The sequence below is a fragment of the Bacillus sp. FSL K6-1218 genome (assembly GCF_038006445.1).
Classification (GTDB): Bacteria; Bacillota; Bacilli; order Bacillales; family Bacillaceae_G; genus Bacillus_A; species Bacillus_A thuringiensis_S.
The window spans coordinates 3,380,037-3,406,072 of sequence record NZ_JBBOVE010000001.1; the positions used below are offsets into that span (position 1 = coordinate 3,380,037).

Below are 26,036 nucleotides of genomic sequence, written 5' to 3' on the forward strand. Positions count from 1 at the left end.
AATAAGGAAATACTAAATTACAACGTTACATACATATAGGAGGACAATATGAAACCTGAATTTTTAAAAGCTGTACATGATGCAATCGGAAATGTCGAACACATTCATATAGAGGAAAGCGGTGCTGACAGCTTACTTATTCATCATGATGATGCACAGCAGTTACAACAAGTTGCTAAGGCGTTAGAAAATAATAATTTCCGCTCCGCTTTAAGAACAACTGGAAATGCTTCGTACATTGAAGTATTGAACAGATAATGAAAGTCCGGATGTATTCCGGGCTTTCTTTTTATCCCGCTATTCACCGGGCAGTAAGACCCCCACTGATTAAAGTTTCACTTTATATTGAAACTTCAAACTCTTTCACATACACCGCTGTTCCAGCAATATCTATTTGTAACTCCTCGTTTTCTATCCCTTTCGTTACATAAACAGTTACACGACCATCTTTATTTATTTCCTGTCCTTGCTCAACGATTAAATCCAATTCATGTTCAAAATCTTTCTCTAAATACTCCGCATAATACGCTCCCATTACACCTGAAGCTGTTCCTGTCACTGGATCTTCAATCGTCCCAGCGTAAGCTGATGAAAAATGACGGCCGTGCATTTGTGCTAGTTCATCATAAGTTTCTAGACAAATTGGGTGAATAGAAGCATTAGGTATTTCTTTTAATACTGATGGAAATGCAGCATTATTAGGTTTCATTCTCTCACACGCATCTAGATTTTTAATCGGCACAATTACAGTCCAATTCCCCGTACTTCCATATACTATCGGTAAACTTACATCTAAATCATTTACTTCCAAACCAATACTATGAGCTAATTCTTCTTTTGAACCTGCAAAATCTTTAAACTGAGGTGCTGCCTGCCTCATTTTAATAAAGGTTTCTCCCTTTTCATTCACATCTATTTGTATCGGTAAAATCCCAGCCTTCGTTTCAATCGTAAGGTTACTTTTCTCTTCTAATAAACCTTTTTCGCGCAAGGCATATATCGTCCCTACTGTCCCATGACCACATAAATCCATTTCAAAACCAGGTGTAAAATAGCGCATTCTTATATCTCCTACTTCTGAGGAAAGAACAAAAGTTGTTTCGTTATATCCAACTTTTTCAGCAATACGCTGCATCTCCTTTTCTGTTAATCCATACGCCTCTAATACAACACCTGCTGGATTTCCCTTATTTGGTTTATCCGTAAATGCGTCATAATGAAATACATTTATAGTCTTCATTTTCTTTTCTCCTAATCTACTTTAAAAATTTTATAATAAAGCTCTGTCTCCGTTTTCACCGAACAATAATTTCTCCAAAATATCCTCTGCATCTTTTCATTTGAAGTATGTGTACTTCCGATGTAATAAGTAGCCCCCATTTCCTTTAACATATGTAAAGATTGAAGATGCAGCTGGGAAGCAATTCCTTTCCCACGATAATAAGGCATTACTCCAAAGTAAAATAATCGTCCTTCACTTTCTGTTCCAGTTTCTATATGCGGTATGGACATACCAATTGGCTCAGTTTTATCATAAAAAACAATACATGACTTTTCCCAACCCTTACCTAACTCTGTTTGCACTGAATAAAAATGTTCATCGATAGTTAAAATTGAAGTTTGATTCCCTGAACCCGACATACATTGTTCCCAAATGTATTTAAATTCTTTTTCCAATAACGTTCCTTCTGCTATTGATCGATATGTATATTGTCTTTCAAGCTCTTCTACATTGTTCAATTCTCTACATACTTCTATCTTTGCGGCATACAAAGAAAAACCGGCATCAAGTAACTCTTTCACACTTGAGTTATAACTACTAAACCTTTTGTTTAATACAATACTTGCTCTTTTTAACTCCCAATTAAAACAAACCTCTTCAAATCTACCTATCTTTTCTTTATATGTTTGTACGTTATACAAAACATCTTCTTCTATTTCTTCAATCGTTACTGCCTTTGGTAAGCCATTTAATATTTTTTTAGACGGGCCAAATAAGTTTTTGATGACTGTAAGATCGTACTTCACCACTGCACCTCCAATCTACAATTTCTATCCGTAATAACCACTCTCATATATTCATCTCCTTATTTTTATAATAAATAAGAAAATCCATCCACTTACCATTCTCTAATGAAAACGCCTCTCTCTTGCATTCAAATGAAAAACCTGCTCTTTCCGCAAGACGCACTGATGGCTCATTATCAACACGTATATGTAATTCGATTCTATGAAAATCAAGGCTATTAAAAAATAACGGTAACGTAGCGTTTACACTTTCCACCCCATATCCATTTCTCCAATATTGATTATGAATAGAATAGCCCATCATTGCCCATTGATAGTCCATACGTAAAATTTTTATTAGTTCTAGCTTTCCAATATTAGCCCCATCTTCTTTACGAAAAATACCTAATACATACATCTCATCTCGATGCGCTGCTTCATCAAAACCCCTTATCCATTCCGTGAACCATTCTTTTGTTGATGATGCCATAACTTGATAGCCATTGTCATATTTATACTGCGATGGCAGTCTCTTATTAAATCCATCTAACCAACTTTCGTAATCATCTTTTTGAAATGGACGGATAATGAGTCTATCCGTCTCTACTTCTAATAACGGTAGCTTCATTTAATTTCATCCCTCGAATTATTAATTGAATATTCTTTATTATCTTACACAAAATACAAAATCTAGTAAATTATTATGTTTTTGATACATAAAAACCCAGTCATGCTTTATACATAACTGGGTTCTCCATCGTTTCATAATTTTCTATTTCACAAGAACTACATCTCGTAATTCCCTCTTCAACACTTTTCCTAAAGCGTTTTTCGGTAACTCATCTATGAATACCACTTCTGGTATTTTGTAACTGGCTAATTTCTGTTTACAATACTGAATAATACTTTCTTCTGTTAATATTGTTTCGCTATCCTTCACAATGAAAGCTCTTGGAACCTCTCCCCAAAAGTCATCTAGAACTCCAACTACTGCAACTTCTAAAACACCATGTATTTCATGAATAACATCTTCTACTTGATCTGGATATACATTGTCACCACCGCGTATAATAACGTCTTTATATCTTCCCATAATATGCAGGAATCCATCGTCATCTATCATGCCAGCATCACCCATGTTAAACCAGTTATCTTTTACTACCTTCTTTGTCGCCTTTTTATTATTCCAATACCCTTTAAACATGTATGGACTTTTCACATGAATCTCTCCAACTTCATTTGTTGTTAGTTCATGTCCTGTTTCCGGATGAACAATTTTCACCTCTACATTTTTCAAGGTTTTTCCTACAGAAGACATCTTTTCTTTTCCCATCATTGGATGCCATGAGGTTACAACCCAACCTTCTGTACTACCATAACCTTGCACCATATATATTCCTTTTTCCATATATTTTTGAATGAGTGTTTCTGGCACTTTTGTACCACCGCTTTGTGCTACTTTAAAGGTTGAAATATTACGTTCTTTTTTATTTAATTCATCAAGCATGTAACTATAAACAGCTGGGAACGCAAGCATCGTAGTAATTTTCTCTTCTTCAATCTTATCCCAAATAAGAGTAGGATTCGAATCAGCTAAGAAAATCATCGTAACGCCATGATAAATACAATTTAAAATAGAAAGCACGCCACTCATATGGAACAATGGATGCACAGATAAAAAGCGTTCACCTGCTGGGATTTCTCTTTGTCCCGCAATTTCAGCAAAATAGTGATGTAAGTTTTTATGTCCAATTACACATGCTTTCGCCTGTCCAGTCGTTCCTGAAGTAAACAAGTAAATGGCATCGTCTTCTTCATGAACTTCTACGTTCGGTTCTGTCGTTGGCTGTTTTTGCAACTCTAATTCAAATGAACCAAAGTCTTTTTTTGTCGTTTGAATTACATAAGGAATTTCTTTAACAGCATCAACCTTTAATAACACTTCACTAAATTCTTCATCAATAACTAACACTTTTAATTTCGCTTCTTTTACAATCGTTTCTAATTCATAAACAGTCAGCTGATGATTTAGCGGAATAAATACCGCTCCAATTTTTAAACTTGCCATCATAACGCTTGGAAATGGGTGATTATTTTTGCATAGTATTCCTATACGATCTCCTCTTTGCACACCATTATGTAACAAATAATGTGCAAGCTGATTTACTCGTTCATTATATTGCTGAAACGAATATCTTTTCTCCCCCCCTACAAGCGCTTCCAAATTTGGTGATTGCATTGCTCTCTTTTGTAATAATTGTCGCATCGTTCTCAAGTAAAACTCCCCTTTATATATGTTAGGTTTTTTATTTTACCAGATTAACTATTAATTTACTAAAGATTACACTTAGTGAATATAAGGAAAATATAAAATAGCCATTTACTTCACAAGTAAATGGCTATTTTTCATTATATATTAGAATACTTCTTGTTCATCACATATTGCACATACTCAGGTGCACTTTTATCAATCTCTTCATCACTTAGTTTATATTCTGCACCATATAAATAAAAGGAAGGTATAAATTCCATACCTGTATATAAGCATGTAGCTTGGAATGGTTTCGTCAACTCATCCATTGTAATCCCACTATTTTCATAGTCTTTTTCTAATCCACCTATAGAAATAGCTACACCAAATTCTTTCCCCTTCACTTTATCTCCTTTAGATCCGTACGCAAATCCATATGTTAATACATCATCGAACCATTTTTTTAATAATGGTGGTGAGCTGTACCAGTAAAGCGGAAATTGAAATATATATCTGTCATGTTCTACTAATAACTTTTGCTCTTCTTCAATATTAAACTCCCAATTCGGTGCCACTTTATACAATTCATGCACCGTAATTTCATCCGAATATTTCTCAAGTTCTTCAATCCATCTTTTATTAATTTTTGATTTTTCAATATCAGGATGTGCTACAATTACAAGTGTTTTCATCTTTTTTCATCCCCTTTATAAATTATTCAACCCTTTACGTATTAGTATGAATGAGTCACATATAATTGAAAAGTACGTACTTTAAAGTGCTATAGGAACCTTAAAGTACCTGTGGAGGTGTTATATGAATCAAAATGATAATTGCCCAATTGCAACAACACTCGATGTAATCGGTGGAAAATGGAAAGTTCATATTTTATGTATTTTGTCGGATGGAAAAATGCGAACAAATGAAATTAAACGAGAAATCCCAAACATTACACAAAAGGTTCTTACACAACAACTTCGGCAACTTGAAGCTGATGGGATTATCTATCGTACCGTATATCAAGAAGTACCACCAAAGGTTGAGTACACCATAAGTGAATACGGAAAATCTTTAATGCAAATAATGAATGATCTGTTTGAATGGGGAAAAGATCATCAGATTAAAAGATTACATGACTAAAAAAGCACTATATACTTTGTTTAATCCTCTACGTTCATATTTTTTATTTCTATAAAGTTTATTTTCATCATTTTTTAGCTAACTTGTTTTCTTAGATTGATGGACGTGACCCCACATCCATCAATCTAAAAAGATACAATTAGAAAAATGAGATTTCTATAAAGTTTCGCATATAAACACTACTTCCGCCTCATTAAGCGCTCGCTCTACTTTTTCTAATCTCAATTGTACGTAAGCTATAAAGAAGCACCCCTAAACCGAGAATTTTTTCATTATTAGACGCATTAGAACCTAAGGTAACAGTAGGTACATTTAAACCCATAAACCTTTCACTCCATTCTATAGGCATATAAAAAGATACTCCTTAAAAATAAAAAACGCTATTCTCTCTGTAAAATCATAGAAAAGAATAGCGCTTTTTATTTTGAAATAGAAGTCATCATTTAAACTAAACATGCTAATATTGATTTTGTGCGATTGTCAGTTACCTCATAATAAATTTCTAATCCTTTCCGAGTACCTGTAACCATTTTAGCAGCTTTTAGTTTAGATAAATGTTGACTAATTGTACTTTGAGGCATTTGTAAATCCCCATACATTGTTGTTACATTAGTAGGACCTTTTGCAAGCATTATTTTTACTAAAGATAGACGAACTGGATGCGCCAATACCTTTAACACCTCAGCGATTTCTTGAAACATTTCTTTTTTTTCTTTCATCTTATTTCTCCCCTTTTATATACATATTTATGTTATCCATATATATAATTCGAAGGTATATGCGTTTTTGTGTCCGTCATTTTAAAAAAATATAAAAAAACTTTAATCCGAAACTAAAGGATTAGCTTAACATAATGTCTCACTATTCATAATGAATAGGAATCTCATTATAGAAGCAGCAGTTTTTATGCTACAACTCTACATTCAACTAACTAAAACTAATGAAAAAGAGCAAATAGTCTGCTCTTTTATGATGCCTCCTTATGTTCCGTGGAATGTTTAACACTCCCCAGTCTCTTTAGTTTATTCCACCCTACCGCTACTCCTCGAAGCGATGAGAATATAGATTTAATGACAACATAGGTCATAAATTGACGATAAATAAAACGTTGTAAAATTAACCATGCCAATGGTTTTGGGTTCTCTTCCTCTAATTTAAATGCGAACAGAGAAGCGAGAAGATCCATTAAAAAGAATACAAGATAAAATCCTAAAACTTTTAGCGGATTACTACTAAATAGTCCTATAATCATTAATATATCTGCAAAAGGAGCAATGAATTGCAGAACATATTGGAATAACCACATATTAGGCAGTGCAATAAATCCTAATGTTTTATGTTTTGAATTACACAACGCTTTTCGATGTTTCCAAAGACATTGAAGTGTACCATATGACCAACGATAGCGCTGTTTAATGAGACTTTTCACATCCTCAGGTGATTCCGTAAAAGCATGCGCTTTTTCTTCATATACAATTCTATGCCCTTGACGTAAAAATGTAATAGTAAGATCCGTATCTTCTGCTAATGTATCTTCGCTTAAATATCCAGATTCAACTACATTCTTCTTGCGCCACGCCCCAATAGCTCCTGGAACGACTGTAATACAATTTAACTCATCAAAAGCTCTACGTTCTAAATTAAACCCTGTAATATACTCAACATGTTGCCAAGTAGTTAACAAATTCCGTCTATTCCCCACTTTGACATTACCTGAAACTGCAGCTACATTCTGATCTTCAAAGTGTCTAACCATTAAAGAAATAGCATCTTGCGCAATAATAGTATCCGCATCTAAAGTGACAATGATTTCTCCTCGCGATTGTTGAAACCCTAGGTTCATTGCCGATGATTTCCCGCCGTTTTCTTTCTGAATGAAACGAACTTTAGGGTGTTTATAAAATGTTTCTTTCATTACTTTTGACGTACCATCTGTCGATCCGTCATCCACAACAATAACTTCAAATTCTCTATAATTACTATCCAAAATTGAGCGAATCGTCTTAGCTATCACCTTTTCTTCATTATATGCTGCTATGACAACACTAACAAAAGGTTGATAGGACGAATTAATATAGCGAGATAACGTTTTTCTTTTCTGCTTCCATGCAAAATAAATTAAGAATAAAAATCGAAAAATCCCTAATCCAATAGCAATATAAAAAATAGTTGTTAATATATGCTTAAAGTATCCTGCCCCTGAAAAGACAGCTTTATTGTAAAGTAAATATTGCTTCCCCTCAGAAGAAACAGGAGGCATAATTTCATCTCGTTCTTTATTCATTAAATCTGAAATTGTTACAAAACTATATCCATGCTTTTTTAGATCTTTAATAATGATTGGGAGCGCCTCTACTGTATGTGTACGATTCCCTCCCGCATCATGGAGAAGAATAATATTTCCCTCTCCCTTATAAATGGGATTAAGAGCACGCTTTACTAATTCATTTGTTGATGGTGTTGCCCAGTCTTCGGGATCAACTTTTTCCGCTACCATTGTATAGTTCATATTTTGTGCACGTAAAATAGGCAATATTTCATTTGATGAATCCGGGTTAGCATCCGCTTCATATGGTGGTCTAAATAAAACCGTAGAATGTCCAGTTACTTCCTGAATTAAACGTTGCGTCGTATTAAGTTCTACTTTCGTTCGCAGTAAAGACGTATCAGCTATGTTAGGATGCTTGAAAGTATGATTGCCAATTTCATGCCCTTCATCGTATATTCTTTTTACAATACTAGTATTTAGTTGTGCGTTTTCACCAAGTACAAAAAAAGCAGCTTTTATTTTATTCTCTTTTAATATATCTAAAATTTCTGGCGTATATTTCGGGTCTGGTCCATCATCAAATGTTAATACTACTTGTTTCCCATTTGGTTTTCCATATCGTTGCACTTCATATGCAGATGGTAAGGATTGATATACTTCATCTGTAAGGTAACCATCTTTGCCTACTTTAAAATCTCTCAATCCATTTTTTCTTTCATTCTCAATCTGTAAAATTTCACCTTGTCCAGAATAATTTACTTCATCTAAACTATTGATTTTATGTAATACATTAGGATTTTTTTGTGCCTCAATCGGATTTTTTAAAACTTTCCATATTGTAGGGTCTTCTGCTCCTAGTCTCCATAACGCAAATCCCTTTGCATTATTGTCCATTGCGATTTTCACTTGATTATAAAGAGTTACACCGTCTAAGAACCAAGCAGTATGTTCTTTCCCTTCTGTTTTATACCTAAAATAAGGGTTTCCACTCATCTTATCCCATTGAATTTTCATATTTGAATCATGAGCTATTGCCATAACTTCTGAGAAAGTTAAAGACTTCGCAGCTTCTTTACTATTTACTTGCCAATCATATCCATAGTTACCGAAAGCAACTATAAGCTTATTAGACGGAATATTCAGTTCTTTTAATGTGTGTTGGAACCATTTATTTGAAGCAATTGGTCCTGGTTCCCCGGCTTCATAGTGCTCATCGTACATCATTACAATCATTCGATCTATTATTTTTGCTAACGCACTATAATCAAAAGCCTTATCATTAGCTGGAACATCTTGTGTAACGAGCAAATCATGTTCATGAAATTCCGTAGTAAGTTCTTTCATAAAATTTGTTAAGCTTTCTCTATCACTTTCAGGTACGGCCTCAAAGTCAATATTAATACCTGAAAACTGATTTTTTTTAACTTGGCTTACTAAATCATTAATAAACTTTGTCTTTACATCGTTTGAGGAACTCAGTAACTTATGAATTAGCCCACTATCAGGACCAGAAGCTTCCTCAGTATAGTTAGTAAGCAAAGGCATAATCTTCACTTGATTCTTTTCTGCCAACTTTACTATCTCAGGTTTTATCTCACTTCTAATCGTTAAATCTGCTTTTAAATGCTACCACTCTGGTACTAACGTAGTTAATGAATCGATATTTTCTTTTAGAGAAGCGGTACTATTTTCATCCCAGTTTACATAAAAACCATACACTTCTTTAGGATGTTTACTATCCTTCGGCGGATTCACCAAATTTTTATTATCCTTCGTTTCGGTATTTAGGTTAAATTCTTCCTTCTTTAACTGCTGATCACTAAGTTTTTGATTAATTGGTACCAGTTTAGTATCTTGTTGTACAGCGGTATTCATATTTGGAATTTCTGGTGTTGAAAAAATACTTTGAAAGAAAAAATAAAATACAACACCTACACTAACTATTGAGATACATAGAAACCAAATAAAGGCTATGTTTCTCCTTCCTTTCGGATCATAAAAAACAGGTTTTTCTTTATCTTTCTCTTGTTGAATGTTTTTCTCCATTATATTTTTCACATACTCCTTCTTAATAGAACTATAGAATAATAAAGTGCAACTTTAATCAGCCCTCACCAATTGGGCATTTACAAGCAGCCCAACTCCCACCTAACTTCTTTGCCCCAGCCAAATTTTGAGATGGAAGTTTTACTGCCCACAATAGCGAGAGAAATCCTTTTAGCTTTGAAATGAATCTCTCAATTCCATATTCTATTGATTCTTCTTTTCATTCCCTTGCTGGTGGCCTCTATTTTCTTGTTGAGACCCCCTACCATTGTTCCCTTGCTCGTTTCCGTCATTTTCTTTCTGGGACCCTCTTCCATTGTTCCCTTGCCCATTTCCATTGTTCCTTTGCTCGTTTCCATTATTCCCCTGTTGAGATCCTCTTCCATTGTTCCCTTGCTCGTTTCCGTTATTTCCCTGTTGAGATCCTCTTCCATTGTTCCCTTGCTCGTTTCCGTTATTTCCCTGTTGAGATCCTCTTCCGTTGTTCCCTTGCCCATTTCCATTATTTCCTTGTTGAGATCCTCTTCCATTATTCCCTTGTTGAGATCCTCTTCCGTTGTTCCCTTGCTGATTCCCATTATTTCCTTGTTGAGCTTCTCTACTGTTATTCTCCTGTTGATTCCCTCTATTTTCTTGCTGAGATCCTCTTTCATTGTTTTCTTTTATTTGCTTCGATGGCTGTTCCTCTGTTTTCTTTTGTTCTTTCTGCTCTTGCTTTTCATATTTTTTTTCTTTTACAGGAGACAAATCCAGTGATGCATCATGAGATGACTCCGGCTGTGATTGCACCTCTTCTTCGTTTTCCACCGGATTAGACGGCGTGGCAGGAGGCGTAAGCGATTTGTTCTTCTCATTCTCTTGCTTTATATAAACACCTGTGCCAATTCCAGCTTTTCTAGCATTCTCTCGTACTTGCATTGTGCTACTTTGATATTCAACTGTAATATGTTTTAGCTCATATTCTTTCTTTAATTCTTTCATTGCCTTTTCCAACTGTGGTTCTAGTGCCTTGTCCTTTGCAACAGCTGTTAGCATAACTTGCTTATCATTCGTTAAATACTTATCCTCTTGACTTTGCTTTATAATAGTACGTATTACTTCTTGTAATTGTTTATTTTCCCATTGCTTCAATTCTTTTAAAATACGCCTTCCATCATCATTACAAGCCTGCAAATCTATAACACGAAAATCCTTTGTTACGCTCACCTCTAAACTTGGATTTATATCAACTGAGACGTAAGCAAATACTTTTTCTTCTGGTTGGTTGTAGAAAAACAGCACTGCAAATAGAAAACAAGCAACAAGTATTGATGCAGGCTTTAAAAAGGAAGGAATCGAAAAATGCGATGCTTTTTGTTCTTGCTCATCAAACGAGATTTCCTCCCCGATTATGCAAGAATCCCCTTTTCTTTTACACGTAATAAACTCTCCATTTGGTGTTAAAACAACTACGCTATGCTTTTTTATATCCATCACAATTCCTTTATTCATCATGCTTTTCCCCTCTTATGTAATCCAGAATATATGTATAGTTGTTTGCAAAAATAATACACATTGCAATAATGTATTTTCTATGTCGTTCCAACGTTTTACGACTTACCCTAACACGCGGTTCAATCTGTTTAAGCGGTAACTTTTTCTTTCGGAACAGCTCTTCCATCATTTCCTCTTCTTTTATAATTATTTTCACAATTTCTATTAAGTGCTCACGTGTATCACGATGCTTAGGAGATTCTTTAGCAAGCTCTGAGAATGTGATTTTAAACTCAGCTAGCACACTTTGAAAATGAAGAATTTCCTCCTTACGGTTACTATTTTCCATCTCTTTCATATACTCCGTAAGCGACACTTGCATTTCTAACATTTCCTCTTGCTCATCTTCTTTTAAAAAGACAAAGTTATGTTTAGACTCCTTACGTATATAGTCAATTACATCTCTTTTTATAAGAAGATCAGCAAACGCTAAAAAGGACTTTCCTTTTGTATATGAATACTGTTCAATTGCTTCGTTAAACGCAAACAATCCAATGCTATATTCATCATCCTGTTCTGTAATATATCGACGGCAGACAGATGAGATTGATTTTCTAATAAAAGGCTGATACTGTACGATAAACGCTTCTTTATCTTCTTCGTTGTTTTGTATGTTACATACGATATCTTCTATTTTCGGTTTTCTTAAGATCTTCATTACTAAACTCAACACTTGTAATCTCCCAGCCTCCTTCAAATAGCAAAATGGTCACTACACAAGTGACCATTTAACCAGATTTTCTTGGTACTTTTCTTTGGGCTTGTCTTCTTGCTGTTAGTTATATTTTTCGATTCTAACTTTTCCTAACGCTTTCTTAATGATTTTCCTTTTCTCTCGGCACTAAAGTTAAGTTTATATTTTTATCTACTTTCTTATTTTCTACCGTTCGTTTTGTTTATTCTTTTTCTATTTTATCTGCAATCCTTGAATAACTCTCCTCTATACCATTGGTAATTTCATCCTTTTATTTTGGATGCCCACTTAATCTAGTAATTTTATTAATACTTCTATATTCTTTCCTACTCATTTTTCTTCACTATACATATTCGGAGGAGTACAAAGTTTTATGGGGGTCAAAAAATATTTTTATAAAAAAATACATATTTATTTCAAAAATAAAAACCATCAAATTGATGGTTTTCTTATAATATCTATTAAATTAAGTTGGATTCTCATTATATCTAAAAAAGTACTAGCTATCCTCTGCCGCTTTTCTCCATTTTTATCTTTCTTGGTTATCATAATATGTCTTATCTGCGTATTTTCTATCATTTCCTTTTAGATAAGCTAAAATTACTTTTGGATTTTTAAGTAAAGTCCAGTCTCCATATGTATCGAATCTTCTGCATGAAGTTATCATTCCATTTTTAATAGTACCGAATTTCTTATTATTTTTCTTTCCCCATTCTTTTAACCGTTTAGCGAAATCTGCATCTTCTGCCATAAGCATGTTTTCATTAAATCCGTTAATTGCCATAAAGTCTTTTCTATAGCACCAAAAAATCCCTACAGATATAGCTCCGTACTTAAAAAGTAAGGGGATGATTATTAACATTGCGGAGAGAAATATTCCTAAAGATATTCTTTCAAACTTTCCATTTACCCCACCACCAATGTATGTACCTGAAGCTAAATATTTATCTACATTAGACAACATAGACTCTGTCATTATGGTATCAGCGTCTATAGTGACGATTATTTCTCCATTAGCTATTTTAGCCCCTGCATTTCGAATTTTAGATAAGTTTTTATCGTTATTTTTCAATGTAACACAATTATAAGATTTTGCTATTTCCTCTGTTTTATCTGTGCAACGATTTAAAACAACTATAACTTCCGTTTGCTCTTTATATGCCTCTGATGCCTTTGCAATTGAATCTAAACATTTTCTAATGTACTTTTCTTCATTGTGTGCAGGAATTATAATAGAAAACTTCACATCTTTTTTCAAATTGACTCCTGAAGATTCGTTTGTCTCAGTCATAATATGCCCCCCTTATTTTATAAGGTAAATATCTGTTATACATAACTTATATTAATATTTATTAGGTTATATTATAGAAACTGAAGGTAAAGAGGCTCTTACTGTCGACGTTCAAAAGCAAGACGTACAGCAAAGCCCCGTTAAAACACTTGCCATAAGCCAACGCTGTACTCGTAGCCACGTCGGGCGTGTGCCAAACCATTTTGCAATTTTACTTGCTGTACATACAATTACAAGGTTAACTATAAAGCTAACAGTGATTTGCGTAAGCCCCAAAACTGCACCTTGAAAAAGCAACGATCCCTTCTCTGGATCTTCAAATTGAGGTAGAAGTGATACATACAAAATAGCAATCTTTGGATTCAGAAGATTCGTCATGAGTCCCATCAGAAATAATTTCCTTGGTGGCTCATTAGAAATCATACGCGGTTCCATAATAGATGTAGCAACAGGTTTTATCGAATTCCAGGCGAGCCAGAGCAAGTAAGCAGCACCTGCCTCGTAGACAGCGGGTACTGCAAGGAATAAAACTGTAAGTCCGAACATTGTTGCGATTATATGAATTACAAATCCAAGCATGATGCTCAATAAAAAAAATAAATCCTGCCATACGCCCCTGCGTAATGGGACGAGAAATAAGATAAATTAAATTAGGCCCAGGTGAACAAACCATACTAAGTGAAACAAGCGCAAAAGCTAGCAAAGTACTCAAGCTGACCATAAACCTTCCTTCTTTATCTTACATAAAATTTCCTATTGTACATTTTATCCTGATTGGGGAGAGAAAAGATTAATATAAACCGATGCAGCTAAGTAATATAATCGGATTCAATGTATTGTAATTACATACTTCTCATTCTCTTAAGTAAGGATTTAAAAGTAACCTATCCATAGTGATACTACAGCAACTACTAACAAAGCAAAACAAATTGTGATATTTCGAACCCACTTTTGTATATCATCAAAATACCGTTCTATAAATACAGCGTAAATATAAACCATAAGAAATAGAACAACGAAAGTAAAGGAACCCAATTTATCGTTAAATTTTTCATTGGTATATGTGCTTACATGAAGGAATAGAAAAACAAACGCTACTATGAATAGCTCAAATATCCTTTTTTTATTCAAACCGCCACCACCTTACATTAATTTCCTTTTATTCCATTTTATCAGAACATAATGTGTAGTAGCATATGAATAATTTATTTATGTCAAAAAGGCCAACAATTCAATATTGTTAGCCTCTACTTTCCATATTCGTACCTTTTATCACTTTACTTCCTAACAACTGGAATCCACATTTCACCAAATACTAAGCCGTTTCTTTGCCCCATCTCAACCGTTGTATTTGGCCCACCAACATAAGCAAAATCCGTTGCTTCTCTTAAAGCTTGACCGAAGGCGATGCCAGTCAGCTTATTACTTAGCTCTTCAGCCGTTTTGTCTTCCCCTTTCACTACTAAGTATTCTCCCTTTGGAAACTGGATCACTCTAGATTCTTCTTCTATTTGTGCTTCTGTCATGACACCAGCATAATACATCATCTTGTTATTCACCGCTTCGCTCACAGAAAAAATGTATTCATTTGTCGCTAAAGCTTTTAAAGTGTCCAGCCTTCCATCTTCTTTAACAGCCGACCAAAAGTCGTCCTTTTCTTTATTTATTCCAGCAAAGTCTGTGTATTCACTCTTAATTTCAGTTCCAATACCTAATACAATAAAGCTATCTTTTTCTTCTATAGAATAATTTTTCATATGCAAAACCTGCCTCTTTTTTTATTAATCAAACGATTTATCTTTTCATCTGATACGTTTATAATATCTTTAAACCATGTCAAAAAATGATACTGTTTAGGAGACCAAAATGAAAAAAGTTGAACGGATTAATACAATTATGCGGTATATCAACAACCGCTCCCACTTTACAATTTCTGAAATCATACGAGAATTTAACATATCACGGTCGACAGCTATTAGAGACATTAGAGAAATTGAAGCTATGGGAATGCCACTTGTCGCTGAAGTTGGGAGAACGGGTGGATATTTTGTTATGCATAATTCTATCCTGCCCGTTGTTCGCTTTACTGATAATGAAGTGAAAGCTCTTTTTATTGCCTTTATGGCTACGAGGAATCAACAACTTCCCTACCTAAAGAGTCGTCAATCTTTAGCCGAAAAACTACTAGGACTCATCTCAGAAACCCAGCAGGATGACCTCGTTCTTTTAAATCAACTCTTGCTGTTCCAAGGAACTAATCCTCATAATCCCGATCTACTTGAGCTTTCTGATCTCCCCCATCCTATGTTAGAAAAACTCATTCAAATCCTTCTTTTGGATAACCATTTATTGATTACCATTAAAGAAGATGAAGAAATTAAGTCTTATCCAATTTATCTATTACACCTTTATCAAGAAAAAAGCCATTGGATCATTGAAGGATTTGACTTAAAAGAAGAAAAGAAGTTAATGTTTCCTGTCGATGCTCTCATCAATATCGAACCATACACGACGAATAAAAGGCTCAATAAGAAAAAGATTTTAGAAAAACTAAGTAAGAAGGCTGAAGCAATTAACCTTGTACTTGAACTTGGTCCGACAGCAATTGCCCAGTTCAAAAAATACCATCCTTTAAAAATTTCAATACCTTATACTAATCCTTACCAATCCACAGCCATTTTAAAAACTTTTATCAATGTTAACAATCCCGATGAAGTGACGGAAATAATAAATTGGCTGCTTTTTCTAGGGAAGGATATTAAAATCAAAGAAATACCCGATGAAGTATTAGCAGATTTACAAAAACGAGTGTGCTTATACATTCCATAAGCAGTGAGCCTCAAATATTAAGCTTTATCACTGGATAATTATCCTATTTTTAAATACCATTTCATTTACTACAATGAGAGCATGATAAATAATAAAAGCACGGAAAATCTCCCGTGCTTTTCTAAATATATATTATTCCTGAAGGTTTCGTTTATCACGTTTCTTACCCTAACTGACGTTTAAATGCTTTACTGGCGAAAAAGTAAGAGATGACCATTATACCTACGCACCAAGCAAGCGCAATCCAAATATCGTTTCCAACAGTTCCTTCATATAAAAGAGCACGAATCGCATTCACGATTGAAGTTACAGGCTGATTCTCTGCAAACGCACGAACAATTTTTGGCATCGTTTCGGTAGGCACAAAGGCCGAACTAATAAATGGAAGAAAAACTAGCGGGTACGAGTAAGCAGTCGCACCTTCCATAGACCTCGCTTTCAATCCTGGAATGATAGCTAGCCATGTTAGCGCCAGCGTAAACATCCCAAGTATCCCAGCTACCGCGAGCCAATCTAGAATATTAGCACTGGAACGGAAACCCATTAAGAGTGCAACAAGAATAACCACCACGATAGTAAGTACATTAGCAACCAGAGAGGTTAGAACGTGAGCCCACAATATCGATGAGCGCTTAATAGGCATCGTAATGAAACGTGCCATCAGCCCACTCTTTACATCCGTAAAGAGTCGCACGGAAGTGTAAGCTACACCGGATGCGATAGCCATTAGCAAAATTCCCGGCAATAAATAATTAACGTAGTTTTCCGTTCCAGTTTTTATTGCGCCGCCAAACACGTAGACAAATAATAGCATCATCATAATCGGTGTAATCGCTACTGTAATAATTGTATCCGGACTGCGCATAATGTTACGCATTAAACGACCTAGTAATACACCTGTTTTACTTTTCATTTACATCTCCTCCTTTTTGCCAATAATCGCAAGGAATATTTCTTCCAATGTCGGTTGCTTTTCGATATACTCCACTTTTGCCGGTGGGAACATCTCTTTCAGTTCAGCAAGAGTACCTGTCGTAATAATTTTTCCGCCATGCAAAATAGCGATACGGTCTGCCAGTTGTTCTGCTTCCTCCAAGTACTGAGTCGTAAGCAAAATAGTTGTACCGCTACCGGCAAGTTCCTTTACTGTATCCCACACTTCGATCCGCGCTTCTGGATCAAGTCCGGTCGTTGGTTCGTCGAGAAAAATAACTGCTGGCGCCCCAATCAAACTCATTGCGATATCAAGCCGGCGCTTCATCCCTCCTGAATACTGATCTGCCCTCTGGTTGGCCGCATCAGTCAGACTAAATCTTGCAAGTAGATTATCAGCAACTTGTGCGGGATTGGAAACACCACGTAACTTAGCGATCATTATCAAGTTTTCCCTTCCAGTAAGCATGCCGTCTAAAGCTGCGAACTGTCCTGTCAAACTGATGCTTTGACGAACATAATCTGGTTGTCGCTGGACGTCAAAACCGCAAATACTCACTTCACCATCATCTTGCTTCATTAGCGTCGAAAGGATATTGACCGTTGTCGTCTTTCCCGCTCCATTTGAGCCTAGCAACGCGAAAATTTCTCCACGCTGCACCTCAAAATCTACCCCTTTTAAAACTCCCTTGTCTTTAAAGGATTTTTTCAAGCTTTTTACAGAAATCGCTGCATTACTCATACTTTTTTCCTCCCTATAAAATGTTTTGCGAAGATAATTTATTTACCTCTACCTATTTAGTATCACTGATATTCTGTATTACTTAGTACCGAGTTAAAAATATAACTGAATAGCTATGATGCAATTCATATGTGTAACCAGCTAATCAGTCGTTATTACTTATTCCATTTATTTTTTTCTCAATTTCTTCATAATACTTTCATTCAAATCTTCACGATACTTGGAGACGTAAGTTTTAGCGTTTGCCACTAGTTCGTCAGCAAAGGAAGCCACGTCATCCCCAGTAATGTCAAGCACTTGTCTTCCTTCCGCTGCACCCGCTTCGAACAAATCGATTAATTCATACTGTATGTGTAACATATCCATCCCGTTACCCGCTGAGAAATTCCACATGTAGTTTTGAATTTTCTTAAATACAAACTGGTAGTCCTCTGGCAGAGCCTCAACTCGTGCCATCATCATTTTGTACTCTTTTTTATCACCAATTAACTTTTTAAACATTTCTAACATCTTATTTTCCTCCTTTTTTATAAAACCGAACAAGAAATTCCCAAAGTATCGGCCGGAACATTTTATCTTATGAACCTATTTTGACTTCAAGACGTTAATTTTTGACGTTACAAAATCCCATTTTTTCCAAAACAATTCAAGCTCTTGGCGGCCCTCTTCATTTAATGAATAAAACTTACGAGGCGGTCCCATATCTGATGGTTTCTTTTCAATATTCACAAGCTTTTTCTTCTCTAATCGTACAAGGATGGTATACACCGTACCTTCCACAACTTCGGTAAACCCAAGATCATTCAGATGGCGGGTAATCTCATAGCCATACGTTTCACGGCGACTAATGATTTCCAGTACACACCCTTCCAGTGAACCTTTCAGCATTTCAGTTAAATTTTCCATGTCCTGATCCTCCTTTACCCCCTATTCTGTCTGACTTATATTCAGTATTACAGAGTACTAAGGCGAATTTTTACCGAATAGCTTTTGAGTAAAGCTACACTATTCAGTATTACTTATTACAACTACATTGTATGACTAAGTAGTTGTGGATGTCAACTTTATTTTCAAAAAAATTAAAAATCCGCTTTACCCTAACCGGATACAGTCTCCTTTTTTTGTTGTAAGGGCCATCAAACTAGTAAAACAGCGCTGATTCAAAGTGTAATTTAAATCAGCACTGCTTTATTGTTTTCATACCGATATATCTTGTTTTTTCACGATACAAATTGTTTCTCACTACCATTCCCATTGCATATAAAGCATAAAGGCAAGTACGGTCAGAGAAAATTCCCAGAGATTATCCGTACATGATACGAGCCCCTAAAATACAATTCTGTTAGAAATTTGTTCTCTATATTCTCTTTTATTTTATTTCTGATAGTTGATTAACAACACTATCTAAAAATTTTTCTACCTTTTCTTTTGATGTATCCGGCGCATGATAACCAATCGTAAATGTAAGTCTTCCATTATAAGAGCTTACTCCCATTGAAAAGAATGGTGCATACATAATAGGTGATGCCATATACCCATCCTCAGCTTGAATTTGACCAAACTGAATAGGTTCCTCAGCGATCACTCCCAAATTTGTCAGTAATGGCAACGCCATCCCCATCTGTACAGCCTGTTCATATTGCTGATTATACATTTCCTTCACTGTAGATAGCTTCATTTCTGCCAGTAGCTCCATTCCTGCTGCTGAAGAAAGACCTGGATTTTGAGACTTTATTTTATCCATTGATTGTTTAACTCGAACAAGAGTCTGCTTAAATGTTTCATCGTCTTCCATTTTAATCACTGGCATTTCCATACCGGATAAGTTGCAAATAGCACCAGTTGTATTATTAGGCAGATATCGACGTAAATCAATTGTCAAGCCAATCATTTTTTCTGCAGTGCGAGGTTCTGCATACACAGTGAAATGTGATAAAACTCGGAAGTATGCAGTCATGATTACATCATTCAAGGTAGCCTGTTGTGCTTTTGTCCATTGGGTTAAACGTAGAGTTTGCTCATGGCTCAATCGCCGTACGGACATTTGGGGAAATTTATTTTTGTTAGGTTGAGATGGAAAAGACCATAACGATGCCTGTTGTTCTTGGTTAGGACGATACGCACTTTTTATGTCCGATATTCCAGCGTATTTGAATACATGTGATTGATCTCGACAACTCTCATTTCCCTCATCAAATTCCTTTATAATTTGCTTCTTAGACCGTCCCAATGAAAGGTGCGTATATATTGTTCCAAGCAATTTAATATATTCCTTGACTCCTGCACCATCTGAACATAGATGAGATAATTTCACAACTAACATATCTGTTGTAGTGCCCCGTAATAATTTCGTTTGAACCATAGGCCCCTGTATACGATCACCAGGTTCTTTAATAAAATCTATTGCCATTATTTCAAGTTCTTGATTATTTCCTTCTGCAAAAAAGCAAATAGATGAGTTAGTGTCAGATGAATGTTCCTCCCAGTAAGGAATATCATTTTCTACAAACTGGCTGTTCAAAACTGGTTGCAATTGCAACGTTATCCTTACTGATTCTTCAAGTATTTCCTTGGATATACCTACAGGAAAATAAAGAACTGCATTAATTTGTTGATCTGCAGAATAAAGACCTAATACATAATTCATTCGATCTTGTGGTGTTACTGAATACTTTCTTTTCTCCATAATTCCGTCCCCCTTTAGGACTTTTTGTATAACCCTATTTTCCATATGCTTGTAATTTTTCTAGTCATTTTTCTTCAAGAGCTAATAATGCTTATTTTTCGAATTTTTAACGAAATCATCTTCTCCGTATTGGTTTCATTCTTTTTGCAGGTGATATATCCATTATTTTATTGTTATTAACACTGCCTAACCTCCCAATAAAACCAAACAAAAATAAATTAAGTTTGCATATACATAAACATTTTATTATAACGTCTATAAATTATCAATACAGCAAATGAATCATTTTTATGTCTGTCAATAAAAAACAATATATTCAAGGGCTACTTCATAATAAAAGATTGATGGGCATGTATATGTACCCATATCACTATCAAAATAAGAATGAGAATTTTTTCAACAAAAATAAGCTGCAGATATTGATTTTACAGTAAAAAAAGCCCCTCCATTTTGAAAATGAGTAGGGCTATTTCCAATTTAAATTTTATAAAAGAATGATTATCATAAATAATATTTTACTTTTTAGTCTACCTTATTATTTTCAATCCATTTTCCTAATAAATGAATGGATTTTATTCATATAATTTGAGGTGGTATCGTTGGTTTTTAAAAATAGAAAGCTTATTTTCAAATCAAATGAAAAAGAGGTAAAATTATAGATATTCATGTAGAAATTTCGTTTTGGGGATACTTAAAATCTTAAGGTGATGGGCATGTGGTGTTACACTTTAAAAGCTTTATAAAATTATAAAATTTATAGATATAGCAGATTTTCTTTATTAATAATCATTTGTATGTACGTTTACTCACACACATACAAATGATTTATAAAACTACAATTAAGTGAAAACATCTTTTCCGTTACGATAACATCATAGCCATGTCTTCTGCTGCATTTGTAATTAGTTTTAAACCAAATGTTTCTTGTAATACATCAAGCACGCCAGGTGAAATAAATTCAGGAGCCTTTGGACCGATGCGAATATCTTGAATCCCAAGACTAAATAGCCCTAGTAAAATGGCAACCGCTTTTTGTTCAAACCATGATAGGACAATACTTACTGGCAATTCATTCACTTCACATTGAAAAGCATTAGCTAAAGCAGCCGCTATTTTCACTGTAGAAATTGAATTATTGCACTGTCCTAAATCAATATAACGCGGAATTTCCGTACCAGGTACAACACCGTAATCCACATCATTAAAGCGGAATTTCCCGCAAGAAGTTGTTAAAATAACCGTTTCTGGCGGAAGTGACGTTGCTAATTCACGATAATATTCTCCGCCTTTTCCCGGTGCATCACAACCGGCGATAACAAAGAAACGCTTTATTTTCCCTTCTTTTACTGCATCAATAATTTCTGGAGCTAATGATAATACTGTATTATGATGAAACCCTGTCACTAACTGTTCATCCGACTCCATATGTACTTCTGGAAGTTCTAGCGTTTTTTGAATTAATGGTGTAAAATCATCATTTTCAATTTTTTGTACACCTTCTAAACCTGCAATGTCATATGAAAAGAATCGATCAGAGTACGAGCCTTTAATTGGCATAACACAGTTCGTTGTAGCTAATATGGCACCCGTAAATTTTTCAAAAAGGCGTCTTTGATCATACCATGCCTTACCGATGTTTCCTTTTAAATGTTTATATTTTTTCAGCTGCGGGTATCCGTGTGCTGGTAGCATTTCAGAATGCGTATAAATATTAATGTCTTTTCCTTCTGTTTGCTTTAATAGTTCTTCTAATGCAAATAAATTATGACCCGTAACTACAATTGCTTTACCTTCTACACGATTTTGTGTAATTTGTACAGGCTCTGGCACACCAAAATGATTCGTATGTGCCTCATCCAATAACTCCATCACCCGTAAAGCTGATTTCCCAACTTTCATAGCCATATCAATATGCTCTTGTTCGTTAAAATTAGAATTTGTTAATGTCATATATAAAGCTTCTTGTGTTGTAGCATCTACAAATGCATCCGTATACCCTAGCTGAGCAGCATGTGTGCGATAAGCTGCAATTCCTTTTAGCCCAAACACAATCGTATCTTGTAAACTCGCAATCGTTTCATTCTTACCACAAACACCCATTACTTTACATCCGCCTGTTGGCGTTTGTTCACATTGATAACAAAACATATCATCCCACCCTCTCCCAATCATTCATTACACCTTAAGCATAATACCCATTGAAAAAAAGTGATGTGATATCAATCACAATAATATATAAAGATTTGTGACAGTTCATATTGTTGACATAATATTTTTATTGACACTAAAAAATATACATTAGTGTGCACACATCTTTCGATACTTTTAAATAGCTAAATAATTAATTTGGAGAAATATATACAACGAAAATTTTTTGAATCCTTATACAAATAGTTGCAATTCATCACATATGAAAATAGACATACAAAAACGCTATTCTTTCTATCATTCAATAGAAAGAATAGCGTATTTTTTATTTTAAGGAACTATCATTTTTTATTAAAGCCTTTATTGTAAAGCCTTTTATTTACAATACATTTACACTATCTTAACATTACTTACATTATTTATATGATATATTTATATAGAAACTACTTAAGAAATTTCATATACATTTTATCTTTATGATCTCTTATCTAATCAATAAAAAGATCATGTTATATTTTTATAACAGGGGTGAATTAGAATGACTGAAACTTTAAAAACACTTATAATGCTTGATGCTACTTATGTTGTTATAGCAATTATGACAGTTCTAGTATTTGTATACTTGGAATTAAAATCTCAGTAATACATGCTGGCGTAATCGACAGATTCAGCATTTAAATATAGTTAGAAGAAAGAAAGGAGAAAATTATTTCTCCTCTCTTTTGTATTTCTACAATTTCTTATTTTAATAAATCCAATGTATGTAAAAGTAATCCTCTGTCTCCTACTTCTCCATGACCAGGTACTACCGAATTTATATTTCCATATCGCTTCAGCACATTCTCAATCGATGTAGACCATTCATTTACGTATGCATCCGCAACATTTCCTAAATCTTTTGCTTCCGCAGATTTCACTAAACAGCCTCCAGCTAAAATTTTATATTGTGGCAACCAAACAACAATATTATCTTCTGTATGTCCTTTCCCTGGATGGAGCGTTTCTACTTTTGTATTGCCAAACTTCAAACTCGTAATTGTTTGTAAATCTCCAAGCGGCTCTTCATATCCACTTTTCTTTGCTAGTTCTGCAGTTAATGCTGTACTATGCGCTTTAATGCCTCTTTCTTTCAACGTTTTTATTCCGCCAATTCGATCAGCGTGCGCATGTGTAATAATGACATCCGTTACGCGCTTCTGAAATTTCTTTTCTACCATTTCTATTAGTTCCTTCGTTAATTTGTCATCCCAAGAAGAATCAACAAGTACTAACCCTTTAGAAGTATTAAGAACTAGACCGTTCGAAGGAACTGCTTCTCCATTAAAATAACCTAACTCCGTATGAACCCATACCTTTTTGTTTAACTGAGATATTGAAATGGTTCCCTTCTCATTTTTTATTACTTTTTGCTCTACCTTTTGTGATGCTTGTACAGAAGAAATTGTGCTAACAAATTGAGTTGTTCCTAGTAAACTTACACATAATCCTACTTTTAACAACGTATTCTTTTTCATGTTATCAACCCTTTCTTTCAAGCTAAATAGTTATTACCTATATTAGACAATTCATCTCAAATGTTTGTTCCATCTTCATTTGCATATTTTTATGTAATTAACAAAAAAAGTGTACAAAATTTTGTACACTTTAAAACTTAATCTTCCATTCCATAATTCTCAAACTCTTCCTCATTCCCATAAAACACATTTAAATCAATATACTTTTCTTTTCCATTATAACCGCTTAATTTCCCGCGGTTCGTGTATTGCCAAAACGTCCAGTTTCTCTCATCAGATAAACTTGGTTTTGTAAGAACACTACGAATCCATATATCACATTTTAGATACGCACCCTTTATATATAAATCATACGCTTCTTGTGTTGCATACAATATTACTTTCTTACCATAATGTTTTTCTAGCATTTCAATCATGACCGACAACTCTTTCGTAACATCTTCACGCTTAGGCGGATTATCTTTTTTGTTAGCGTAAAACTCAACATCAATTACGGGGGGCAGTGCTTGTTTATATTTTGGAACAGTTCGTATAAATTGCTCTGCTTGTGTTTCACCCTTACTATCGAAACTAAAAAAATGATACGCTCCGATGCGCATACCTGTCTTATTTGCACTCGTCCAATTTTTTGAAAAGTACTCATCCACAAACGAGCTTCCTTCAGTAGCCTTTATAAACGCAAACTTCATATTTTGCTTTTCCAACTCTCTCCAATCTATATCCCCTTGATACGATGCGACATCTACACCTTTTATTTCATACTTATCAGCACTTATTTGATTCGGAATGAATATGCCTTGAAAAACTAAGTAAGCGATAACACTTATTACACTAATTAAGGTAAAGATTCCTCCTATAAAAAGCTTCTTTTTCATTCATATCACCCATTTTTACAAATTAAAATTCTACTTACCATTCACGATTTTTATTAATTTTCATTTTTTCTTCAAACGCCTTCTCTAAATCAATATTTAATTTATTTGCTAAATCACATACATTCCAAATTACATCAAATATTTCTAACCCAATTTCTTTTTTTGCATCTTGCATTTTATCACGCTTTAATATGACTTCCGCTAGTTCACCTAATTCCGTCATTGCATACATTATACGCTCTTCAATTGTTGTATCTTGAAATCCTTTTTCTTTACTGAAATTTGATACATATCTCTGGAATTCCACAATATTCATACTTAATCTCCCTTCATGATAAATACTCTGTTTTCTATTACACTTATATTTTGTTAAATTATAACATTCATACTATAATTTATTTATAACCCTTTAACGGAGGTGTTTTCAATGGCCCTCTTCGCTTCCCCATCATTATTCATAGTAGCAATTATTTCATTTGCACTAGCCTATTTCATCGGAGTTAAACAATACACTTGGCTCTTATCAGGATTCAACGAACGCCGTGTGCCAGATAAAGGTAAGTTATCAAAAATAGTTGGTCTTTATAATTTAACTGCCGGTGCTATTGCCACAATTGGTAGTGTCTTCACTACTCCTAATGTCAAAATCTTATTTCCTATCATTATAATTGGCCACGTTATAATCGCTGCTTATGTAAATACACGCATGGTGCATTGAAAAAAGATCACCCAAATGGATGATCTTTTTTATAATTTATCAACATATTGCTTCGCTTCTAGTAAAGAAAACCCAAAAGCCTCTCTTACTCTCTTAACTGCTGTAACTGTTTTTCCTTCTTCCATAAGCTGGCGTAACTCTTTATTAATTTCAGGTTCTCTATCTATAATTCCCATTTCTTTCGTAATTAGCTGTAATCTATCTTCCATCCTCTTTAAACGTGCATCCGTTTTCTTTTCGATTTTATTTAATTTCTCAACAATATAAATAAACCCAAAGACCGCTATCGGTATGATCATCCAAAATCCCATGACTATCCCCCCTATTAGCTTTCATTTGTTTTATTTCACTATCTTATGT

Annotated in this window: 28 protein-coding genes and 1 pseudogene; 4 read left to right on the top strand and 25 right to left on the bottom strand. The window is 34.5% G+C overall.

The genetic code is table 11. The features are described from left to right. Positions 1–48: 48 nt before the first annotated feature. The gene (locus tag MHI26_RS17220) at positions 49–258 is read left to right on the top strand and encodes a hypothetical protein (RefSeq protein WP_000801651.1); all 210 of its coding nucleotides are present in this window, start codon (positions 49–51) and stop codon (positions 256–258) included. 82 nt (positions 259–340) lie between these two features. Here the strand turns inward: MHI26_RS17220 and MHI26_RS17225 are convergent, their stop codons facing one another. The 5 genes from MHI26_RS17225 to MHI26_RS17245 all read right to left on the bottom strand — a co-directional run bounded on the left by MHI26_RS17225 (position 341) and on the right by MHI26_RS17245 (position 4,950). Then, complete coding sequence (locus MHI26_RS17225; protein ID WP_061666670.1) at positions 341–1,240, bottom strand: PhzF family phenazine biosynthesis isomerase; 900 nt, start codon at positions 1,238–1,240, stop codon at positions 341–343. 11 nt (positions 1,241–1,251) lie between these two features. Continuing rightward, the gene (locus MHI26_RS17230) at positions 1,252–2,028 is read right to left on the bottom strand and encodes a GNAT family N-acetyltransferase (protein ID WP_061666671.1); all 777 of its coding nucleotides are present in this window, start codon (positions 2,026–2,028) and stop codon (positions 1,252–1,254) included. A gap of 43 nt (positions 2,029–2,071) precedes the next feature. Further along, complete coding sequence (locus MHI26_RS17235; protein ID WP_061666672.1) at positions 2,072–2,635, bottom strand: GNAT family N-acetyltransferase; 564 nt, start codon at positions 2,633–2,635, stop codon at positions 2,072–2,074. A gap of 144 nt (positions 2,636–2,779) precedes the next feature. Continuing rightward, the gene (locus MHI26_RS17240) at positions 2,780–4,282 is read right to left on the bottom strand and encodes a class I adenylate-forming enzyme family protein (RefSeq protein ID WP_061666673.1); all 1,503 of its coding nucleotides are present in this window, start codon (positions 4,280–4,282) and stop codon (positions 2,780–2,782) included. Positions 4,283–4,416: 134 nt separating this feature from the next. After that, the gene (locus MHI26_RS17245) at positions 4,417–4,950 is read right to left on the bottom strand and encodes an NAD(P)H-dependent oxidoreductase (protein WP_000855231.1); all 534 of its coding nucleotides are present in this window, start codon (positions 4,948–4,950) and stop codon (positions 4,417–4,419) included. Between the two features lie 124 nt (positions 4,951–5,074). Between MHI26_RS17245 and MHI26_RS17250 the strand changes: the two genes are divergently transcribed. Continuing rightward, positions 5,075–5,398: a winged helix-turn-helix transcriptional regulator gene (locus MHI26_RS17250; RefSeq protein WP_001072980.1), complete on the top strand. Its 324-nt coding sequence runs from the start codon at positions 5,075–5,077 to the stop codon at positions 5,396–5,398. 193 nt (positions 5,399–5,591) lie between these two features. On the opposite strand, the gene MHI26_RS17255 is transcribed toward MHI26_RS17250, so the two are convergent. From MHI26_RS17255 to MHI26_RS17300, 10 genes and pseudogenes are all read right to left on the bottom strand, one after another. Further along, entirely contained in the window at positions 5,592–5,747 is a 156-nt protein-coding gene (locus tag MHI26_RS17255) for a hypothetical protein (protein WP_170959179.1), read from the bottom strand. Between the two features lie 94 nt (positions 5,748–5,841). Next, positions 5,842–6,117: an ArsR/SmtB family transcription factor gene (locus MHI26_RS17260; protein ID WP_000660066.1), complete on the bottom strand. Its 276-nt coding sequence runs from the start codon at positions 6,115–6,117 to the stop codon at positions 5,842–5,844. Positions 6,118–6,365: 248 nt separating this feature from the next. Then, complete coding sequence (locus MHI26_RS17265) at positions 6,366–9,212, bottom strand: glycosyltransferase (protein ID WP_255290256.1); 2,847 nt, start codon at positions 9,210–9,212, stop codon at positions 6,366–6,368. Positions 9,213–9,293: 81 nt separating this feature from the next. Further along, complete coding sequence (locus MHI26_RS17270) at positions 9,294–9,725, bottom strand: hypothetical protein (protein ID WP_340808766.1); 432 nt, start codon at positions 9,723–9,725, stop codon at positions 9,294–9,296. Between the two features lie 192 nt (positions 9,726–9,917). Further along, positions 9,918–11,207, bottom strand: a complete 1,290-nt coding sequence (locus tag MHI26_RS17275) for an anti-sigma factor domain-containing protein (RefSeq protein ID WP_061666674.1) — start codon at positions 11,205–11,207, stop codon at positions 9,918–9,920. Continuing rightward, positions 11,197–11,919 carry an RNA polymerase sigma factor SigI gene (gene sigI, locus MHI26_RS17280; protein ID WP_002101143.1) on the bottom strand — a complete coding sequence of 241 codons (723 nt, stop codon included), beginning with the start codon at positions 11,917–11,919 and terminating at the stop codon, positions 11,197–11,199. The genes MHI26_RS17275 and sigI overlap by 11 nt, the downstream gene beginning before the upstream one ends. 550 nt (positions 11,920–12,469) lie before the next feature. Continuing rightward, entirely contained in the window at positions 12,470–13,231 is a 762-nt protein-coding gene (locus tag MHI26_RS17285) for a glycosyltransferase (RefSeq protein ID WP_023522589.1), read from the bottom strand. Positions 13,232–13,329: 98 nt separating this feature from the next. Next, positions 13,330–13,952 (bottom strand): annotated as a pseudogene (locus tag MHI26_RS17290) (LysE family translocator). Between the two features lie 152 nt (positions 13,953–14,104). Next, a complete protein-coding gene (locus MHI26_RS17295) occupies positions 14,105–14,362 on the bottom strand; it encodes a DUF3963 domain-containing protein (protein ID WP_001036171.1) in 258 nt (85 codons plus the stop codon). Positions 14,363–14,508: 146 nt separating this feature from the next. After that, on the bottom strand, positions 14,509–14,988 hold the full coding sequence (locus MHI26_RS17300; RefSeq protein ID WP_003307553.1) for a GyrI-like domain-containing protein: 480 nt from the start codon (positions 14,986–14,988) through the stop codon (positions 14,509–14,511). Between the two features lie 109 nt (positions 14,989–15,097). Between MHI26_RS17300 and MHI26_RS17305 the strand changes: the two genes are divergently transcribed. Further along, on the top strand, positions 15,098–16,060 hold the full coding sequence (locus MHI26_RS17305; RefSeq protein ID WP_061666675.1) for a helix-turn-helix transcriptional regulator: 963 nt from the start codon (positions 15,098–15,100) through the stop codon (positions 16,058–16,060). Between the two features lie 163 nt (positions 16,061–16,223). Here the strand turns inward: MHI26_RS17305 and MHI26_RS17310 are convergent, their stop codons facing one another. The 9 genes from MHI26_RS17310 to MHI26_RS17350 form a co-directional block, all read right to left on the bottom strand. After that, positions 16,224–16,973 carry an ABC transporter permease gene (locus MHI26_RS17310; protein WP_000837816.1) on the bottom strand — a complete coding sequence of 250 codons (750 nt, stop codon included), beginning with the start codon at positions 16,971–16,973 and terminating at the stop codon, positions 16,224–16,226. Next, the gene (locus MHI26_RS17315; protein ID WP_000063332.1) at positions 16,974–17,735 is read right to left on the bottom strand and encodes an ABC transporter ATP-binding protein; all 762 of its coding nucleotides are present in this window, start codon (positions 17,733–17,735) and stop codon (positions 16,974–16,976) included. A 168-nt stretch (positions 17,736–17,903) separates the two neighbouring features. Further along, on the bottom strand, positions 17,904–18,245 hold the full coding sequence (locus MHI26_RS17320; RefSeq protein ID WP_000891986.1) for a DUF1048 domain-containing protein: 342 nt from the start codon (positions 18,243–18,245) through the stop codon (positions 17,904–17,906). Positions 18,246–18,320: 75 nt separating this feature from the next. Then, positions 18,321–18,641 (bottom strand): PadR family transcriptional regulator, encoded by a 321-nt coding sequence (locus tag MHI26_RS17325; RefSeq protein WP_061666676.1) that lies wholly within the window; start codon positions 18,639–18,641, stop codon positions 18,321–18,323. Positions 18,642–19,104: 463 nt separating this feature from the next. Continuing rightward, the gene (locus MHI26_RS17330; RefSeq protein WP_061666677.1) at positions 19,105–20,421 is read right to left on the bottom strand and encodes a condensation domain-containing protein; all 1,317 of its coding nucleotides are present in this window, start codon (positions 20,419–20,421) and stop codon (positions 19,105–19,107) included. 861 nt (positions 20,422–21,282) lie between these two features. Beyond that, the gene (hcp, locus tag MHI26_RS17335; protein WP_042973382.1) at positions 21,283–22,569 is read right to left on the bottom strand and encodes a hydroxylamine reductase; all 1,287 of its coding nucleotides are present in this window, start codon (positions 22,567–22,569) and stop codon (positions 21,283–21,285) included. A gap of 740 nt (positions 22,570–23,309) precedes the next feature. After that, complete coding sequence (gene bla2 / locus MHI26_RS17340) at positions 23,310–24,083, bottom strand: BcII family subclass B1 metallo-beta-lactamase (RefSeq protein ID WP_000742484.1); 774 nt, start codon at positions 24,081–24,083, stop codon at positions 23,310–23,312. A gap of 137 nt (positions 24,084–24,220) precedes the next feature. Beyond that, positions 24,221–24,958: a glycoside hydrolase family 25 protein gene (locus MHI26_RS17345; RefSeq protein WP_061666678.1), complete on the bottom strand. Its 738-nt coding sequence runs from the start codon at positions 24,956–24,958 to the stop codon at positions 24,221–24,223. A 34-nt stretch (positions 24,959–24,992) separates the two neighbouring features. After that, on the bottom strand, positions 24,993–25,274 hold the full coding sequence (locus MHI26_RS17350; RefSeq protein ID WP_061666679.1) for a MazG nucleotide pyrophosphohydrolase domain-containing protein: 282 nt from the start codon (positions 25,272–25,274) through the stop codon (positions 24,993–24,995). 111 nt (positions 25,275–25,385) lie between these two features. Between MHI26_RS17350 and MHI26_RS17355 the strand changes: the two genes are divergently transcribed. Continuing rightward, a complete protein-coding gene (locus tag MHI26_RS17355; RefSeq protein WP_061666680.1) occupies positions 25,386–25,676 on the top strand; it encodes a DUF3784 domain-containing protein in 291 nt (96 codons plus the stop codon). A gap of 29 nt (positions 25,677–25,705) precedes the next feature. Here MHI26_RS17355 and MHI26_RS17360 read toward each other — a convergent pair whose 3' ends face one another. Beyond that, positions 25,706–25,987: a hypothetical protein gene (locus MHI26_RS17360; protein WP_000508172.1), complete on the bottom strand. Its 282-nt coding sequence runs from the start codon at positions 25,985–25,987 to the stop codon at positions 25,706–25,708. Positions 25,988–26,036: the final 49 nt, after the last annotated feature.